Annotated in this window: 14 protein-coding genes; 6 read left to right on the top strand and 8 right to left on the bottom strand. The window is 49.1% G+C overall.

The genetic code is table 11. The features are described from left to right. Nucleotides 1-196: 196 nt before the first annotated feature. Together J3L11_RS05800 and dacB are read left to right on the top strand one after the other, a co-directional pair. The gene (locus tag J3L11_RS05800) at nt 197-361 is read left to right on the top strand and encodes a hypothetical protein (RefSeq protein ID WP_165900134.1); all 165 of its coding nucleotides are present in this window, start codon (nt 197-199) and stop codon (nt 359-361) included. Beyond that, the gene (gene dacB, locus J3L11_RS05795) at nt 351-1,823 is read left to right on the top strand and encodes a D-alanyl-D-alanine carboxypeptidase/D-alanyl-D-alanine-endopeptidase (protein ID WP_207570435.1); all 1,473 of its coding nucleotides are present in this window, start codon (nt 351-353) and stop codon (nt 1,821-1,823) included. The genes J3L11_RS05800 and dacB overlap by 11 nt, the downstream gene beginning before the upstream one ends. A 48-nt stretch (nt 1,824-1,871) precedes the next feature. Here the strand turns inward: dacB and J3L11_RS05790 are convergent, their stop codons facing one another. The 5 genes from J3L11_RS05790 to J3L11_RS05770 all read right to left on the bottom strand — a co-directional run bounded on the left by J3L11_RS05790 (nt 1,872) and on the right by J3L11_RS05770 (nt 11,932). Next, nucleotides 1,872-3,638, bottom strand: a complete 1,767-nt coding sequence (locus J3L11_RS05790) for an acyl-CoA dehydrogenase C-terminal domain-containing protein (RefSeq protein WP_207570434.1) — start codon at nt 3,636-3,638, stop codon at nt 1,872-1,874. A gap of 168 nt (nt 3,639-3,806) precedes the next feature. Beyond that, nucleotides 3,807-6,008 (bottom strand): glucans biosynthesis glucosyltransferase MdoH, encoded by a 2,202-nt coding sequence (gene mdoH / locus J3L11_RS05785; RefSeq protein ID WP_207570433.1) that lies wholly within the window; start codon nt 6,006-6,008, stop codon nt 3,807-3,809. A gap of 20 nt (nt 6,009-6,028) precedes the next feature. Continuing rightward, nucleotides 6,029-7,636, bottom strand: coding sequence for a glucan biosynthesis protein G (locus J3L11_RS05780; protein ID WP_347566499.1), 1,608 nt, complete (start codon nt 7,634-7,636; stop codon nt 6,029-6,031). Between the two features lie 630 nt (nt 7,637-8,266). After that, complete coding sequence (locus J3L11_RS05775; RefSeq protein ID WP_207570431.1) at nt 8,267-10,327, bottom strand: S9 family peptidase; 2,061 nt, start codon at nt 10,325-10,327, stop codon at nt 8,267-8,269. An 84-nt stretch (nt 10,328-10,411) separates the two neighbouring features. Continuing rightward, complete coding sequence (locus tag J3L11_RS05770) at nt 10,412-11,932, bottom strand: fumarate hydratase (RefSeq protein ID WP_133039494.1); 1,521 nt, start codon at nt 11,930-11,932, stop codon at nt 10,412-10,414. Nucleotides 11,933-12,154: 222 nt separating this feature from the next. On the opposite strand from J3L11_RS05770, the gene pabB reads away from it, so the two are divergent. Together pabB and J3L11_RS05760 are read left to right on the top strand one after the other, a co-directional pair. Beyond that, nucleotides 12,155-13,552, top strand: a complete 1,398-nt coding sequence (gene pabB, locus J3L11_RS05765) for an aminodeoxychorismate synthase component I (protein WP_207570430.1) — start codon at nt 12,155-12,157, stop codon at nt 13,550-13,552. Nucleotides 13,553-13,555: 3 nt separating this feature from the next. Further along, the gene (locus tag J3L11_RS05760; RefSeq protein ID WP_189616290.1) at nt 13,556-14,155 is read left to right on the top strand and encodes a CoA pyrophosphatase; all 600 of its coding nucleotides are present in this window, start codon (nt 13,556-13,558) and stop codon (nt 14,153-14,155) included. On the opposite strand, the gene J3L11_RS05755 is transcribed toward J3L11_RS05760, so the two are convergent. Further along, entirely contained in the window at nt 14,131-14,469 is a 339-nt protein-coding gene (locus tag J3L11_RS05755) for a hypothetical protein (protein WP_133039491.1), read from the bottom strand. The genes J3L11_RS05760 and J3L11_RS05755 overlap by 25 nt on opposite strands. Nucleotides 14,470-14,669: 200 nt before the next feature. Between J3L11_RS05755 and asnS the strand changes: the two genes are divergently transcribed. Together asnS and nikR are read left to right on the top strand one after the other, a co-directional pair. Further along, nucleotides 14,670-16,070 (top strand): asparagine--tRNA ligase, encoded by a 1,401-nt coding sequence (asnS, locus tag J3L11_RS05750; RefSeq protein ID WP_189616288.1) that lies wholly within the window; start codon nt 14,670-14,672, stop codon nt 16,068-16,070. Nucleotides 16,071-16,410: 340 nt separating this feature from the next. Next, complete coding sequence (gene nikR / locus J3L11_RS05745; RefSeq protein WP_189616286.1) at nt 16,411-16,824, top strand: nickel-responsive transcriptional regulator NikR; 414 nt, start codon at nt 16,411-16,413, stop codon at nt 16,822-16,824. 16 nt (nt 16,825-16,840) lie between these two features. On the opposite strand, the gene J3L11_RS05740 is transcribed toward nikR, so the two are convergent. Next, nucleotides 16,841-18,232 carry an ATP-binding protein gene (locus J3L11_RS05740; RefSeq protein ID WP_133039488.1) on the bottom strand — a complete coding sequence of 464 codons (1,392 nt, stop codon included), beginning with the start codon at nt 18,230-18,232 and terminating at the stop codon, nt 16,841-16,843. A gap of 3 nt (nt 18,233-18,235) precedes the next feature. Then, entirely contained in the window at nt 18,236-18,895 is a 660-nt protein-coding gene (locus tag J3L11_RS05735; RefSeq protein ID WP_133039487.1) for a response regulator, read from the bottom strand. Nucleotides 18,896-19,137: the final 242 nt, after the last annotated feature.

Genomic DNA, 19,137 nt, shown 5'->3' with positions numbered 1-19,137 from the left:
TGTGACCAACGGAGCAAGCGTTTTCTCCCATAACGAGAAGCAGATGCATTGAAATTGTGCCTATTTTGTACAATTAGTGTGCGCTTGTGTCACTGTTCACAGTAAAATGATTGCAAAGATGACAAATCATACCAAAGATCCTCGGTTTATCATGTCACTATGACGGGCTCACCGCTGCGACAAAACAGGACTCAACATGAAGCGTAATATCTGGATACCACTGTTACTTACTTTGGCTGCGGCCTGGGGAATTTTCCATTTTAAAGATTGGCTCGGACCGCTGGTTTTGCCACTGTATATTGCCTTGGTTATCTTTGTCACACTGAAATTTTATCGGCTGATGGAAAAGGATGACCAATAAATTAGCTGATGTTAAACACTGGCGACAAAGGCTGATAAGGCTTAGTTGCTTGCTGTTACCGTTAACCGCCAGTGCCGCACCGCTGCCACACTGGTTGCAACCGTTATTGCCAACAGGTTCACAAACCGCCTTATGGGTCCAGGACAGCCATAGCGGCGAAGTGCTGATCAGCCATAATGCCGATGTGCTGATGTTACCTGCCAGTACCCAGAAATTACTCACTGCGGTGACTGCCTGGCAAGTCCTTGGCGAAGATTTTCGCTTTCATACTCGCCTGTTTACCACAGGGAATATCAAAAACGGCGTTATCAACGGTGATATCTATTTGCAGTTCAGTGGCGATCCGCGCCTGACGCGGGCACAGTTGGCGCAAATGGCCACCAAATTGGCCGCAACCGGGGTTCAAAAAATCGCTGGCAAGGTTGTACTGGTGGGCAATAATGATAGCCAGTGGCAAGCTCCGGGATGGGTGTGGGACGACTTAGGCATCTGCTACGCAGCACCGGTATCCGCCTTTGTGATAGATCAAAATTGTGTTAAAGCCGTGTTGCTGCAACGCGATAAGATAACTCAGGTAAAACCACTATTACCGGCCCCGATTTCTATTCGTTCCAGTGCGTATTTTGATCCCCAAAAACAACAGCCGTTTTGCCAACTGACGCTGCAACGGCAACCCGATAATCATTATCTGCTTGATGGATGCTACGGCGGTAGTGCCCCGTTGCCACTGGCGATTGCGATTAATAATCCTCAGCGCTATGCCGCAGATATCGTTGCGGCGGTCTATCAACAACAGTTTGCCTTTAACGGCCAGATAAGCTTTGCCAACACTGTGCCAGCATCGGCCAAGTTATTGCTGGATAACACTTCCGCATCGTTGAGCGAGCTGATCAGTGAAATGCTACTCGATTCCGACAATTTGATTGCCGATACCCTGCTCAAACAAGCTGGTCAGCAACGCTTTGGCAACACGGCCGGATTTGCCGCCGGGGCCATGACTGTGAAGGAAACTCTGGAACAGTTAGGTATTTCAATGACTAGCAGTAACCTTGTGGACGGTTCAGGTTTGTCGCGTTACAACTTACTCAGCGCCAGACAACTCGCGCAGTTGTTGCAGCAGATCCAAACTCGCCCGTCACTGCAATGGTTGATAGGTGTATTGCCAAAGGCGGGCATCAGCGGCACCTTGCAATATAAGCGCCCGTTTAATCACGGTCCGCTACGGGGCTCAGTGATCGCTAAAACAGGCAGTATGAGTGGAGTGCAGAATCTTGCGGGGTTTCTTTCAGGAGATGCCACGCAGGATAAGAACCGCTATCTCTTTGTGGTGCTGGAAAACGGCCTTAACCCTCAGGCAGAAAAAAATAAGCGTAGTTTCATGGCAGCGGTGATGCCCGCGCTACAACAGCAATTGCAAACAGAAGCTAACACAGCGTTATCTCAGCAAAGCAGCGCCCGCTGATGCGGGCACTTTTTCAAACGCTTTCTGACACGTTAGTGAACGACCTTATTAAAACCAATCAGCAGCAGGTTGCATGACGCTGTCATCTCCGGCGGCAACTACCGCAAGATGGGACGCCACTCTAGGTAACAGTTTCGCAAAATAGTAACGACATAATTGCTGTTTTCCGCTGACAAAAGCCGCAGGTAATGTTGTCGCTTTAAGCGCACGGTCTGCCATCATCAGCCAAAAATGGCCGTACAGTAGATAACCGAATGCATCCAGCGCATCCACAGCAACCGCATTTATTAATGCGGGTTTATCATGTTTCTGTTGATTAATTGAGGCGATAACATCCAAAAATTGCTGTTGCAATGTCTGTAACTGTTGCAACTCCTGCGCAAAAGCTGGCGCACATGATTGTTGCTGTTGCCGCAACATGGCAAAAAACTCCGTCACAGTGACCAAGTTATCACCAGCCAATTTTCGGCCAAGGAAATCAATGGCCTGGATGCCGTTGGTGCCTTCATAAATCTGTGCGATGCGGGTGTCTCGAACCAACTGTTCGACACCAGTTTCGCTGATATAACCGTGACCGCCAAAGACCTGTTGCGCCATCACACAGGCATCAAAGCCGCGATCACTGAGAAATGCCTTAGCGACAGGTGTTAACAGTGCCGCAAAGCGAGTGGCTTGCTGCTTATCTGCATCGACTGCGGCGTATTTAGCGCGGTCGAGTTGCATCCCGGTCATCATGGCTAAGGCGCGCCCTGCTTCTGTTAGCGCTCTGATATTCAGCAGCATGCGCCTGACATCGCCATGCACTATGAGAGGATCGGCTTGCGCCCCGGTTGGCGACCCTCCGGCCGCCAATCCTTGTAGTCGTTCCTTGGCATATTCAGCCGCCATCTGGTAGGCACTCTGGGCGCTGCCCAATCCTTGAATACCAATCGACAAACGTTCGTAGTTCATCATGGTAAACATGCAGACCAACCCACGGTTAGCACGCCCAATCAAATAGCCTTGCGCATCATCATAATTCATCACACAGGTGGCAGAGCCTTTAAGCCCCATCTTGTGCTCTACTGCGCCAACAGTAACGCCGTTAGCATCACCAAGATCTCCAGCGGCATTGACTTTGAATTTTGGCACCAGGAATAGAGAAATACCGTCGCTGCCTTGGATTTTCGCCAGCACCAGATGAATAACATTACTGGTTAGATCATGATCGCCACCAGTAATGAACATCTTGCTGCCGTTAATACGATAACTGCCATCCGCCTGAGGTACGGCGCGAGTGGCAATATTACGCAAGTCCGAACCCGCCTGAGGTTCTGTCATATCCATCGCCCCGGCCCATTCACCGGAATACAACTTGGGTAGGTATAACGCTTTCAGCTCTTCTGTGCCGTGGGCATGAATACACAATGCGGCCCCCGCCGTCAGCGCGCCATAAAGAGTAAAAGCGTTACTGGCGCTGTAACCCATTTCATCCAGCAACACGCCTAGCATTTTTGGCATGCCCATGCCGCCATATTCAGGCTCACCACACAGTCCGACCCAGCCGCCTTCGGCATACTGACGGAACACGTCGGGATACCCATCAGGCGTTTTTACCTGTGTACCGTCAAAACGCACACCTTGTTCATCGCCTGCGCGATTCAGTGGCTGGATCTGTTCGCCACAGAATTTTGCGCCCTCTTCTAGGATTGCAGCGGCAGTATCTAGATCGAGTAACTCGGCAATGGCAGGTAACGTTTGCCAAACATGGTCGGCTTCAAAAACCTGCTGCAGCAGAAAGTTCATCTCTAATGTCGGGGCTTGAATTGGGTTCATCAGTCAACAGCCTTAATATTTCAAACAAGTGTTTTAATTTATCCTGAAGCCCGCCATTTGGCAAACACCAAAAGCAAAAATAAGCGCACGGCTCACATTCACTATGAACAGAAGTACATGCCCATAAAAAAGCCGACACTATGGTCGGCTTCTATATCATCGTAAAATTTAGCAGATGCTCACCAAGTCACTCTCTGTATAGGATTTGGGTAAGCGCTGCATAGTTTGCAGCAATAGCGGATTGCCTAAAATATATCCCAGTTCTTTGTTGTCTAGGTTAGCCAATAACGCTTCTTGTGTTTGCGCTTCTTGCACTTTTACTCGGGCAATGGCATCCATCGACTCAATTTTGCCGCCTGGAACATGGGTTGGCAGCTTATCCATAAGTTGCATATGCAGTGCCATCAACTCGGGCTTATCCAGCAACATACGTACATCCCATACCTCTTTGAGCGCTGCCTCATATTGTTCACGGGCAGCAGCGGCGGCGGTCAGAATTTGCGGAGGTTCAATCTCTTCTGGCGTTGATAGCAAACGTTTAGCCCGGAACCATTTGCCCACTTTTTGTGATGCAGTAAAAGCCGACAACGGCACCGCAATCCATAAGCCGATAAGTGCGGGTGACATCCACGCAAGCAACGTCCAAGAATCCAGATAGGCAGCATATCCCAGCAGAATACCGGCCAAGACGTGATAGCGATGACGATAAATCACATCTGACCAAGGCAGACTGCCGTCATCACGACGTTGCGGTGCCCAACCACTATCCTTTCCCGAAATAATCGCAAATACAGCGCCGCAATGGATAAACATCATGATGGGAGCTATCAACGCTGACACCAGCACTTCCAGCAAAATACTGGCGCCGATACGTAACCTGCCACCAAGCACCCTGACATATTGTTTATCGGTAAGCAGGAGCAGCGAACCAAAAATCTTTGGCCCAAACAGAATCCCCATCGTAATGTAGAACAACCGCAGTGCGCGGTCGGAGTCCATCACAGGCCATTTAGGAAACAGCGAAAATTGGTCGGTGAAATATTCCGGACGAATATAGTGTGCCTGCAATGCCAGCAGCAAACCGGACAAGATCAACAACAACCAAAAGGGCGATGACAGATATGACATAATGCCGGTAACCAGATGCAAGCGGCTGATCCAATGTAACCCTTTTGCCGGTAGCACTCGGCTGTGTTGTAGGTTTCCTTGACACCAACGGCGATCACGCACTGCCATATCGATGATTGACGGTGGACATTCTTCAAATGAGCCAGGCAGATCTGCAGCGATCTGTACACTCCAACCGGCACGACGGATCAGCGCCGCCTCGACAAAGTCATGGCTCATGATATGCCCACCAAAAGGCGGCTTACCTTTGAGCACCGGCAACCCTGCCGCCTGCATAAATGCCTGCGTACGAATAATGGCATTATGTCCCCAGAAGTTCCCTTCCTTCTGCACCCACCATGCCAATCCGGTCCCGATTACCGGGCCATAGAATCTGGCCGCAAATTGTTGCAGTCGAGCCAACAAGGTGACACCTTTTACCAGATAAGGAATGGTCTGGATCAGGCCAGCATCGGGATCGGCTTGCATGCGCCGCCCAAGTTCCATGATACATTGACTCTGCATCACACTGTCAGCGTCCAAAACCAACAAACTATCGTAGGCGCTCCCCCAACGGGTACAGAAGTCTTCTACGTTGCCCGATTTGCGTGCCGTATTTTTACGACGCCGTCGATAAAACACTCGAGCGCGGCCCGCGAGCCGACGACGTAACAGCCAGAACGCCTGTTCCTCCGCCAGTGCAATACTAGGGTCGGTGGTATCAGAAAGAATAAACCATGAAAAACATTGGTGTTCTTTGCTGTCTTTGGTGTAATTCACCAAATCCAATGCCATGGTTTCCACCGCAGAGAATACCCGATCAGGTTGTTCGTTATAGGTGGGCATCAGAATGGCAACACTGTCTGTCAGCAGTTTAATCTGTGGGGCTTTTGCCCTTACAAAACGTTGTTTTATCAGCTCGATAAAACCCGCGACCCCACTGCAAAAAGCCAGCGCAATCCAACAAAAATTGACTGCAAATAACAGCAATACCAAGTATTCCAATGGCGTTACTGCTGCCACACTAAAGACCTGCAACATCTCGTAAATGGCAAATGCTGACAGCAGCAATGCAGAACCGACCACCATCACCCTTGGCGGCAGTTTAGAGGTAACCCCGCCAGGATTAGTGCTTATACGCGGAAAGCCCACCGATAATTCGTTGAGGCTTTGCTGTGGCATGGCGGCTGGCCGCTCCGGCGGCATGGCACTGTCGCCTTCTAACTGAGGATGCTCCTGAGCCAGCAAATTATCCTGCAACATCGGTTTATCCTTGCGATTCATTAACGTGACCAACGATATAACCAGGTTTCAACTTTTCCTGGCGCTGCAGCATCAACACCGGCCGCAGCATCGAACTGCAGCTCAGCACGTAGTTCAGCGACCTGAGCATCTTTAGGATCGAACTGGAATGTCAGACGATAGCCACCGTTATGAGGATTTTCACGGATTTCAACATTGTCAACACTCCCTGATGAGCTCTGCACCTTAGGCACAGGCATCACCGCTGGACGCTTACCATCGTTTAGCTGGTAATCAATAACAAACAGGCGCTTAGCCGTAGGTTTGGAAATATCAGCCCGACCGCTGGCGGTACGAGCCACTGTCACCGTGCCTGGCTTCACTGCAGGTTCTTCACCCCAACTCAAACGATAAGCGAAACGGTATTGGCTACCGGCTCGAATTGGTTCTATTGGTCGCCAAAACACCACGATATTGTCATGGATCTCTGATTGAGTTGGAATTTCTGTGAGAATAACCGAACCCTGGCCCCAATTACCTACGGGTTCAACCCACAGACTGGGATGCGTCTGATAAGGGGTACGCAAGTCTTGGTAGGCACTATAGTTACGTTGCCGCTGAATCAAACCGAAACCTTGCGGGGCATTATCCATAAACGCACTGATCTGCAAAGTTTTCGGGTTAGCCAAGGGGCGCCACAGCCGTTCACTGCGACCATTCAACATCAACAGGCCATCGGAGTCATGCACTTCTGGCCGGAAGTCATCGGTATTTTGGCGACCATTGAGCGAATGCATATACATACTAGTGCCCGGTGCCAGTCCGACTTTGTCGAGATCTACGCGAGGAAATAATGTGGCTTCGACGTCAATCTGAGTATTATCACCAGGACGGACGGAGAAACGATAAGCCCCGGTGACACTGGGACTGTCCAGCAACGCGTGGATCACCAAAAGATTCGAATCATCATGAGGTTCTTCAATCCAAAACGCCTTGAAAAACGGAAATTCCTCCCCCATCGGATCGGCAGTTCTTAACGCTAAGCCACGAGCAGAAACACCGTAGTTATTGCCCTTTCCTAACGCACGGAAATAGGTCGCGCCCTGGAATACCAGTAATTCATCAAAATAATCCTTACGATTCAAAGGATAATGTAGACGAAACCCCGAATAGCCAATATCGCCTTGGGGTAAAGGTTGGGTAACCGACTTACCGGTCTCAAAATAGTCAGGGTTATAGGCTAAGTGACTCGCCTGATTGCCCCGTACCAACGCTAGCTCCACCAGTTGCTTGAAATAAAACCCGCGGTGAAACAACTGCAACTGGTAAGGTAAGTTCTGATTCTTCCAAATAGCCGCATCTGGCCGAAAACGGATATCTTTATACTGCTCTTGTGTCAGATTTTTAAGAGAATCAGGCAAAGATTCATCGGGGGCGACATAAGGTTTGTCCGCCAACTGTTTGGCCAGTTTAACCACAGAGTCCTGATCAAATATGCCACTTGTCGTAAATTTAGCATTGCTCGCTACCACCGGTTCCGGCGCTTTCTGCTGAGCTGCTGGCGGATTTTTATCCGCGAGTATGGCTTCGACTTTATTCTCTTGGTTTAGAGGTGTCTTAGGATCAGCTATCACGGCTGCAGATTGCACCAATGCAACTCCTAATAACACAGTCAGGCTAAGCGTTTTTCCAAATCGACTGAGCATGTAGAAACAACCTTATTTATCATTCAAGCAAGAAGCAGGGTTTATATTCAAAAGCTGAGCGCCGCTAAATTATAAACGTCTCTGGAAGGTAAGCTAATATGGATGAGGGCAATAAATTACTACTAAATTCATGACAAAGAAAGCCACTGTATCCATTGTTTTTGCAGCCATTGTTAGCTGTCTCGCGTATCGGATGAAAACTGCGCAGCAGCTTTCATATTTGCCATTGTATCTCTGCCGTTTTGGCCAGTAGACACTCCGCAGACATCGCTAATTTCCGTTCGACGATGAGGGTAAAGCCTATCGCGCTCAAACGTTTTGAACGTCACTTACCCTGTTGATAAAAATCATAATACAAGCATATGGTTACTTATGAAATATGGCAAAGGAAAGAGACTTGCCACGTGCCCACTGTAAGAAACCCAACCTTAATGGCACTTTAATGAGACTGCCTAAAGAATGGCGACTGCTCAATTATGCCGGACCAGGCTATTAAAAAACGCTAAGGATTAAACCCCATTATCAAAAAAGCCGGCAAATGCCGGCTTCAGATGAATCAAAAAATAGCTGTGATTACTGCGCAGCTTTACCCGTCCAACGATCCATCCAGCTTAACACCTTGCCATACCACTGTTGCAGGTTATCAGGATTGAGGATCCAATGGTTTTCATCTGGGAATACCAATAACTCAGAGGGAATATTGTTGCGTTGCATATAGGAAAATGCTGCCAGACCTTGATCATATGGCACGCGGAAATCCTGCTCACCGTGGATCACCAACATTGGCGTTTTCCAGTTTTGTACATAGTTAGCCGGATTGAATTTTTCATACAGATCTTTGGCTTGTTCATAAGTACCGCCAAACTCATGTTCTGGGAACCACAGCTCCTCTGTCACATGATACATTGAACGCATATCAAACAGCCCTGCGTGATCTACCAGACACTTGAAACCATCGTTCCAATTACCTTGGATCCAGTTCATCATGTAACCGCCGTATGAACCGCCCAACGCACAAGCATTTGACGCATCAATCCAAGGTTGCTGTTTGGCTACAGCAGCCAAGCCTTTTTGCAGATCTTCCAGCGGCTTACCACCCCAATCGAGGCTGATAGAATCGGTAAATGCCTGACCATAACCAGTAGAGCCATGGAAATCGACCATGACGACGGCATAGCCAGCACCGGCCCACAATTCAGGATTCCAGCGGGAACTGAATGAGTTACCAAATGAACCTTGTGGACCGCCATGCACCAAAAACGCTACCGGATACTTTTTACCTTCTTCAAAGTTAGCGGGCTTCAGCCAGTAACCGAACACCTCTTCGTTATTCCAGCCCTTAAAGCTGAACTGCTGGAAATCACCAAATTTGATTTTATTTAGCTTAGCCCGGTTAACGTCGGTCAGACGCTGCAGGTCCTGCCCATCCGCATTCATCGACCAAAGGTCACCAGGTTCCACCAATGAGGCATGTCTCACTATCAAGCGGTCACCGGCAAGGCCCACCAAGCTATTACTGCCATCATTGTAAAGGGTGCGTATATCACCAAATTGGGTGTTGATGGCAAACACCGACACTTGTCCGACATCTTGAGCGGTGACGTACAAAGTATTGTTATCTTTGCCAAAACTGAGCGATGACGGACTGCGATCCCATAAAGGTGCGACTTCTTTGGTCTGCCCGGTAACAGTATCGCGCAACATAATGCGGTAACGATCGGCTTCAAATCCCGGTTTCTTCATCGCCAAATAAGCGAGATAACGGCCATCGGCTGAATAGACAGGTTGGGCATCCCAAGCTTTGTTTTCCGCCGTTAGGTTAACGGTGTCACCGCCATTTACTGGCACTTGCCACAGATCATAGTTAGTCGTCCATGCTTGATCTTTGGCCGGAGCCTTGGCGCTATACACCACATATTTGCCATCGGGCGTAAAGGTAACTTCTTCCATACCGGAAAATGGTTTGGGTGGTGTTTCGGTATCCAGTCCTTTAGTGACATCGACTGTTTTACCCAACTGACCATGCTCAATAGGGGCAACAATCAGGTGATTACGAGCATGATCGAACCAAGTATCCCAATGTCTTACCATCAGTTGACTGTACTCACGCCCAGTGCTCTTGCGCGCTTTTTCCGCGTCAAATTTCTCCTTGGAGCACTCCAGTGTGTCACATTCAGGGAAAACCCGAATCGACATCACCACCTGTTTGCCATCCGCAGACAACTTATAGCCATCAATATCTAACGGCAGATGTGATACCTGCTGTGCTTCGCCACCGGTTAAGGACAAGCGGTACAATTGACTGCTGCCATCTCGGGCGGCCACGAAATAAATACTGCGGTCATCGGGGCTGAAGCTGACATCATGTTCGGTGCCTTTGGCGGTGGTCAGCTGCAGCGGCTTAGCGTCTTTATCTGTCAGATCTAGCAGATACAGATCGGAATCGGTTTTACCGTCTTCCGCAACGGTTTTAACCCCATAGACCAGTTTGCTGCCATCGTTAGACACTGCGGCAGAATGCAGCTTATTGAGTTTCACCAAATCCTGCACAGTAAACGGCTGCTGCTCGACCGCGAGCGCTGGAACGGCAATCCCTGTGGCCAACAGTGCCATACACAAAGTGTTTATTTTCATTTGTTGATCTTCTTTTGATATTGTTCGATGGTTCAGGTTGTCAATAACAAAGGGGCCATCACAGGCCCCTCTGGTAACGCTTACTCACGCTTCCTGCGCCTGCTGGATTTTCACTTTCCAGATTGCCGGACCGGTTTCGTGGGCATTCACCCCTTCGGAGTCAACCGCTACAGTAACAGGCATGTCCTTAACTTCAAACTCATAAATCGCTTCCATGCCCAAATCTTCGAAAGCGATCACTCGCGCTTTTTTGATGGCTTTTGAGACCAAATAAGCGGCACCGCCAACGGCCATCAGATATACCGCTTTATGTTGCTTAATAGAGGCAACTGCGGCTGGTCCCCGCTCCGCCTTGCCGATCATTCCCATCAGCCCGGTTTTTTCCAGCATCATGTCGGTGAATTTATCCATGCGGGTGGAGGTTGTGGGACCTGCCGGGCCAACCACTTCGTCGCCCACAGGATCTACTGGGCCAACGTAATAAATAAATTTTCCTTTAAAATCGACACCAGCAGGTAAGCCTTCACCACTTTCCAGCAAGCTTTGAATGCGTTTATGGGCGGCATCGCGACCAGTGAGCATCTTACCTGACAACAACAGGGTATCTCCGCTTTTCCACGTTTCGATCTCTGCCTGGGTCACAGTGTCCAGGTTAACCCGGCGGGTATTTTCACCGACGTCCCAAGTAATGGCTGGCCAGTCATCCAGTGAGGGAGGCACCAGCTCCGCTGGGCCTGTGCCGTCCAGATGAAAATGCACATGGCGGGTGGCGGCACAGTTGGGGATCATCACCACAGGTTTGGAAGCCGCGTGCGTTGGTGCAGTTTTAATTTTTACGTCAAGAACAGTCGTCAGACCACCTAGCCCCTGCGCGCCAATACCGAGATTATTCGCCCGGTTAAAAATATCTACTCGTAATTTTTCTTCTGTCGTTTCAGCTCCGCGAGCCAGCAACTCATGGATATCCACACTTTCCATCAATGCTTCTTTAGCCATCACCGCTGCTTTTTCTGCCGTACCACCGATACCGATCCCCAGCATTCCGGGAGGACACCAGCCCGCCCCCATCGTCGGTAAGGTTTTTTCCACCCAGGCGGCAATATCATCGGAAGGATTCAGCATCACCATCTTGGATTTATTTTCAGAGCCGCCGCCTTTAGCCGCGATTGCCACATCTACGCTATCGCCAGGGACAGAGACAATGTGCACCACAGCTGGGCTATTATCACGAGTATTTTTCCGCGTTCCAGCCGGATCCGCCACTATTGAGGCACGTAGCGTGTTAGTGGTATTGGTGTATGCACGGCGAGTACCTTCATCAACCATCTGCTGAATGGTCATATCGGTTTTATCCCATTGCACTCCCATACCAACATACACAAAGCAAGTCACAATCCCGGTATCTTGGCACAACGGGCGATGACCTTCAGCGGACATACGTGAGTTGATGAGGATCTGTGCGATGGCATCTTTAGCGGCCGGATTTTGCTCGCGCGCATAGGCCTCAGCCATAGCGTCGATGAAATCCTTAGGATGGTAATAAGAGATGTACTGCAGGGCATCTGCGATACTGTCGATAAAGTCAGCTTGCTTGATTACAGACATGTTTGCGCTCCAATTGCTCCCTGTCCCCGCGGTAGTGTTTAGCGCTTGTCAATTCACGCGAGATCCAACTACTGCGTCGATGCCCCCATGTGCACCGCAGAAAATCGCCATATTGCTCGATTTCACCTAAGGTCAGGCTGTTATGGTCATTTTTTGGTGGCAAATATGATAACCTTTCGCAGCTTTTGGGGCTACATCACATTTTTTGGAATAATTTGCTAAATGCACATTTCAAACTGCAGCCAGATTGCGCTGTGTGCGTTGGACTGGGACTACACGGTTCCGCAACTTTTTTCGCATTTTGCGGGGCTTCCTTGGGCCGTATTACTGGACTCTGCCGATGCAGCGCATCCCGATGCCAGATTTGACCTTATCAGTGCCTGGCCGTTAGCGACGCTGACAACTCATGGCGATACCAGTGAAATTTGTGATCGGCACGGGCAAAAGCAACTGTCAGCAGTTGAGCCTTTTCAATTGTTGCAGCAATTGCTGGCAGACTGTTTTCCCGATATCAGACCCACAACGCTGCCCTTTAGCGGAGGTGCCATCGGCTGCTTTGGCTATGACTTAGGACGCAAGCTGGAAAAATTACCGGCGCTCGCAGCAGACGATATTGCTTTTCCGCAGTTGGCGGTAGGTATTTACGATTGGGCGCTATTACGCGATAAGCAGACAGGACGCTGGCAGCTGATGCATTACGCTGGTGAGCAGGCGTTATCGGCCATGTTAGCGCGTCTGAATTCGCTGCTGGCAACACCTGCGGCTGCTGTCGGCCAATTTCGGCTTTGTAACGACTGGCAAGCGCAACTGACTAAACCGCAATATCTCGAAAAATTTCAGCGCATTCAGCAGTATTTGCATAGCGGTGATTGTTATCAAATTAATCTGACACAGCGATTCACTGCCGATTATCAAGGCGACGAATGGCAAGCGTATTGCGCGCTACGTCAAGCCAATGCGGCGCCATTCTCAGCATTTATACGGTTGCCTCAAGGTTGTGCTTTATCAATTTCACCAGAGCGCTTCATTAGCGTCAGCACCGATGGACAAATCCAGACAAAACCCATTAAAGGAACCGCGCCTCGCAGTGACAATACAGATGAAGATCTGCAATTGGCTGCGGAGCTACAACAGTCAGAAAAAAACCGTGCGGAAAATCTGATGATTGTTGACCTGCTGCGCAACGATATTGGCAAGGTTGCCGCGCCCGGTAGCGTTAAGGTGCCATCACTGTTTGCGTTGGAAAGCTTCCCGGCAGTGCATCATTTAGTGAGTACGGTGACCGGCCAATTACCGATAGACGTCCACCCCCTCACCTTGTTGCGGGCCGCCTTTCCTGGCGGTTCAATCACTGGCGCGCCCAAAATTAGGGCGATGGAGATCATTGAAGAGCTGGAGCCGTCAAGACGCAATCTCTATTGTGGAGCCATTGCCTATATCAGTCAGCATGGCACGATGGATAGTAACATTGCTATCAGAACACTTGTGGCGGCCGAAGGTAAACTGCATTGCTGGGCTGGTGGCGGTATTGTGGCAGATTCCGAAGGCACTGCCGAATATCAAGAGAGTTATGACAAAGTTAGCCGTATTCTACCGCTTTTGAGTCAATTCAAGGAGTGAACGTTGGATCTCACCGAACTGCGCTGGCGTTTTGAACTAGGCGTTGCCGCACCGCTACGGCAACCACCCGGAACACCGCCACGACTACGTAATGCGGCGGTGTTACTGGCCTTTCAGGCTGGCAGTAATGGTGTGGAGCTGTTGCTAACACAGCGTCCTCACCATCTTAAGGCGCATCCGGGCCAAGTTAGCTTTCCAGGTGGCAAGCAAGAGCCACAGGATCAAAGTCTATTGGATACCGCATTACGCGAAGCTTATGAAGAGATAGGTTTAGCGCCAACCAATGTGGAAATATTGGGAACATTGCCGCAACACCATACGATTACCGGCTTTAATATCATGCCGGTGGTGGGTATTGTGCAGAAACCTTTCAGAGCAATATTAGATCCTGGAGAAGTCAGCGCGCTGTTTACGGTACCACTAACGTTTTTATTGCAACAAAATAATCGGCACGTGATGCAAGTGCAGCGCCGTCAGCAGTCCCATCCGGTCACGTTTATTCCTTACGGTAACCGACTGATTTGGGGGGCCACCGCCGCCATTATCGATACCTTCTGCGCTATCGTCGGCAGCGACACTCAGAGAATCACAAAACGCAAATAAAGTCCGGCGGTAACCGAACTCAGTAACAACAAAGGGATGTTAAACCAGTAACCCATACGGTAATGATTGGCCAGATACCAGTTCAACGCCATACTGGCAAAACTCAGTCCGGCACATACCCAAATGATGTGTTCCAGCAACATGGTTTCTTGCAGATTCCAATTCATTCTTACCGGTGCACCGCGACTAAAGAAATAGCCAACGGCGCGATCCGGCCGTGCATCATGGAACACGGTCAGCGCGTACACGGCTAACGCCCACCCCGCAATTGATAAAATTGCCAAAACTATCTGTAAGAAACGCAGTTTTCTCATTTTTCCGCCTTTCCAATGCAGTCGAATAACAAGATTGGTTCCAGAATACCTTTTTCAACTTGAGAAAAGCCACCAGCAAGGTAATATAAACCTCCAAATTTTCTGTACGATCAATAGGGTCTGGCTGTTTAGGCCGACCAACTACCTTTACCTCTGGGTGTAAGTAGCAAAACGACGTTTCACTGGAGAACAAAGCAATAATGAGCATTGCATCTGTCGCATCTGTATTTAAAGGCGAATATGCGGTCGGTTCTGAAGTTACCGTCCGTGGCTGGGTCAGAACCCGCCGGGATTCCAAAGCCGGTATTTCTTTTCTTGCTGTCTATGACGGCTCCTGCTTCGACCCGATTCAGGGTGTAGTTCCCAATAATCTGCCCAATTACAATGATGAAGTGCTCAAGCTAACCGCTGGCTGTTCAGTGATTGTTACCGGTGACGTAGTTGAGAGTCCAGGTGCAGGTCAAGATTACGAATTGCAGGTCACTAAGGTGGAAGTGAGCGGTTGGGTAGAAGATCCTGAAACCTATCCAATGGCCGCTAAACGCCATTCTGTGGAATACCTGCGGGAGCTGGCGCATCTGCGCCCTCGTACCAACCTGATTGGTGCCGTCGCACGAGTCCGTAACTGCTTATCACAGGCTATTCACCGCTTTTATCATGAAAATGGTTTTGTGTGGGTATCAACCCCGCTGATCACCGCATCTGACACCGAAGGCGCTGGCGAAATGTTTCGGGTTTCCACGCTGGATCTGGAAAACTTGCCACGAACAGAAGCTGGCAAGGTGGATTACGATCAGGATTTCTTCGGTAAGGAAGCATTCCTAACCGTGTCAGGTCAATTAAACGGCGAAACCTACGCCTGTGCGCTATCAAAAATTTACACCTTTGGCCCCACATTCCGTGCCGAAAATTCCAATACCAGCCGCCACTTGGCAGAGTTTTGGATGGTAGAGCCAGAAGTTGCCTTTGCCGATCTGAATGATATCGCCGGGCTGGCGGAAGCAATGCTGAAGTATGCATTTAAAGCGGTATTGCAAGAACGTATGGATGATATGAAGTTCTTCGCCGAACGAGTGGATAGCGCTGTGATTGAACGTCTGCAGCGCTTTGTCGACAGCGATTTCGCTCAGGTAGATTACACCGATGCGGTTGAAATTCTGAAAAACTGCGGTAAAGAATTTGAATTCCCCGTTGAATGGGGCACAGATCTGCAGTCTGAACATGAACGTTATCTGGCGGAAGAACACTTTAACTCGCCCGTAGTTGTTAAAAACTACCCCAAAGACATCAAAGCCTTCTACATGCGCCTCAACGAAGACGGTAAAACCGTAGCGGCCATGGACGTGTTAGCACCTGGTATCGGTGAAATCATCGGCGGCTCACAACGTGAAGAGCGTCTGGACGTACTGGATCAGCGCATGGACGAGATGGGCTTGGCGAAAGAAGATTACTGGTGGTACCGTGATTTGCGTCGTTATGGCACAGTTCCTCACTCAGGCTTCGGTCTTGGGTTTGAACGACTGGTCTCGTACGTGACTGGGGTGTCCAATATCCGTGATGTTATTCCGTTCCCACGCTCACCTCGTTCAGCTAATTTCTAACTCAATACCCTTAAAAAACGCGCGATTAAGCGCGTTTTTTAACTGAATTTGAAGGCGGAACAGGCTTAAAGGGAGAGGACGCAGCGTCCGCGCTCACTTCCCCATGCTCCGCCATCGTTCCCCCGGGCTCACGTTCAATCAACACACTCAACGATGACAAGCAGATATGATGCGGCCGATATTTTTGTCACTAAAAGCAGCGGTTGCAGTTAAGCAATCTGAATATCAGTAAAATCTGAGAAAGCCGAGTTGGATCACGCCCAGATGAACAGTCATGGACAATTTGTAACAGGTTAATGTATAAGAATATTTATTCTGGCATTTGTTGTGAGGTTACATCATGAGCAATGATGAAACACTACGTTTTACCGTTTCCCTGCCCCAATCACTGTTTGAGGAAATTGAAGCCGACATTGAGGCTCGCGGTTATCAATCCCGTTCTGAATATATCCGCGATCTGTTTCGAGACCGTATTGTCGATAAACAGTGGAACAATAGTCTGGAAGATGTGGTAGGGGTACTTACCGTGATTTTTGACCATCACCAGCGCGGTTTATCTGAAAAGCTGATCGAGATCCAGCACGATCATCTCGTGCATATTCTGTGCAGCACCCATGTGCATATTGACCACCATCGCTGCCTCGAAACCATTATTCTCAAGGGACAGGCAAGTCAGGTGAATCAGTTGGTAAATAAAATTGCCGCACTAAAAGGTGTGAATCTGGCGCGGCTCAGCCGCGCAGGTATTGTTTGAGTAGTGCGGCCACGATTTAACGATGTTTGTTTGATTGTGGCAGTACTACCCGCACATCCAACCCCTTGGGTTTTCCCGGCTGAATAATCAAGCGCCCTTTGTGTAACCCCACAATATGGGCGCAGATAGACAGCCCCAACCCTGAGCCAGCAACATTTTCATTGGCGACCCGAAAGAAACGCTCTGTCAGCTGGCGACAATTCTCTTCATCCAAGCCCTCGCCGGAATCAATGATTTGCAATACCGCTTGACCTTGCTGTGGTTCTTCCCAGACATTAAGCTGGATTGGCCCTGCATTTCCCGAGTACTTGCAAGCGTTGTCGATAAGATTTTTTAGTACCAGTTTCAGATAAAACGCATCGGCATCCACCTGGATTTTTGCGGGTAGATGCAACTCCCACTGATAATCTGCAATCAGTGGCAGCATATCATTCAACACCTGCCGCACCAATTCACCTAAATCCACCTCGGCAACATTCAGTTGTTCTAGGGACTCAACGCGGGAGAGCAACAGCATTTGTTCAACTGTATGAGCGATTTGATCAATGCCTTTATCGATTGCCTGATGGTGTAATTGCAGCTCGGCAGGATTAGCTGATTCCAGCAGTCCCTGATGATGCAACTTGATCACCGCCAGTGGGGTTTTAAGTTCGTGTGCCGCGTCGCCACTGAATTTCCGTTCACGACTCATGGCGGCGGCAACTCTGGCAATATAGGCATTGATTGCATCTCTGACCGTCACTAGCTCTGATGGCAAGCGCATATGCAACGGGGTTAAATCACCGGGGTCGCGGCGTTTAAGTTTATCTGCCAGCGTTTGTAACGGCTCCAACAGCAAATAGGACAGAAAAATCATCAATAAAGCTACTAGCGGAAATACAATCGCGGGCGCAATCAAGCTGTTACCTATGATTTGATCCACCAGCTCTTTACGCACATCATCACGTTGTCCGGTGATGATCCACACCCCTTCCCCTTGTGAATAGTAGCTGTAAATATGCCACAGTCTGCCCTGATACACTTTACGGTGATACCCGACAACAAATTCAGCCATGGGTGCTTCAGCAGTATTAGCTGAACGTACCAATAAGTGACCGTCAGGTTTCCAGATCTGGAATGCCAGCTTTTGCTCATAGGCCAATTGCTCAGCATTGGCATCCTCATCAAAGGTTTCAACTTTGGCGGGTTTTATCTCCAGTAATAGCGGATGCTCAACCAGTAACTCCCGATGTTCCGGCGGTTGTGCGCCATAAAACATTTCAAGAATTTTGGCGCTCTGGAGCATCTGAGCGTCAAAGAGTTCTTCAATTTGCTTGTGGGAATCGTGAGTACTGAGCCAACTGGAAATACCGATTGATAGCGAGATGCCAAGCAGCATCACTCCCATCATTAACACCCGTAATGACATGGCTTACTCCACTTCCGCTAATGTATAGCCAATGCCACGCACAGTCTTGATAAGTTCCGACGCGGTTTTTCGTCGCAAATGATGGATATGGACTTCGATGGAGTTGCTGCCAACTTCATCCCAACCGTAGGTGAGTTGCTCTAGCTGCCCTCTTGTAAGTACCCGGCCATTTGACTGAGCCAGTTCCAACAGTAACTGAAACTCGCGCCGCGACAAGCTCACAGGTTCACCACGAAAACTCACCTCATGCACATTCAAATCCATGGTCAGTGCACCAACCACCAGCAGATTCTGGTTCAAACCATGATGACGACGAACAATCGCTTTAAGCCTAGCCACCAGTTCTCTGACATCAAAAGGTTTGGCCAGATAGTCATCTGCACCAAGATCCAAACAGGCAAGTTTGGTATCAAAATCCGTGTTAGCCGTTAGGACGATGGTGGGAATATCAATACCGCGCTGGCGCCACTGTTGCAATAAAGCACGGCCATTGCCGTCAGGTAACCCCAAATCCAACACGATGGCGCTAATGGTTTCATTGTGAATTGCCGCTTCTGCCTGTTTCACGGTAGCCACATGATCTACCTGAAAATCCAATTTCCCGAGGCTCAGTATGATGCCCTGTGCCAGTAGATCATTATCTTCAATTAAAAGTATGCGCATATAAACGTAATTTCTGCAGACCGCTGATAAGAGTCATATCCGGTAATGTGATAACTACAGGATCTTAATAGGTTGATTAATAATAACGTTTCTTTACTAACACTCGCTAGTGTTCTGACAGTATAGGTAGCATCTCAGTTCCTTTAGCGGCTAACCCTTTGAACAAAGTCAATATTTTGTTCATTTTTTGTACTGCGCACGCCACATATTGATTTAGATCAATTTTATGACCGCAATATTGC

The organism is Shewanella sp. 4t3-1-2LB (assembly GCF_017368415.1).
Taxonomy (GTDB): Bacteria; Pseudomonadota; Gammaproteobacteria; order Enterobacterales; family Shewanellaceae; genus Shewanella; species Shewanella fodinae.
This window is presented reverse-complemented; position numbering and strand designations above follow the sequence as displayed.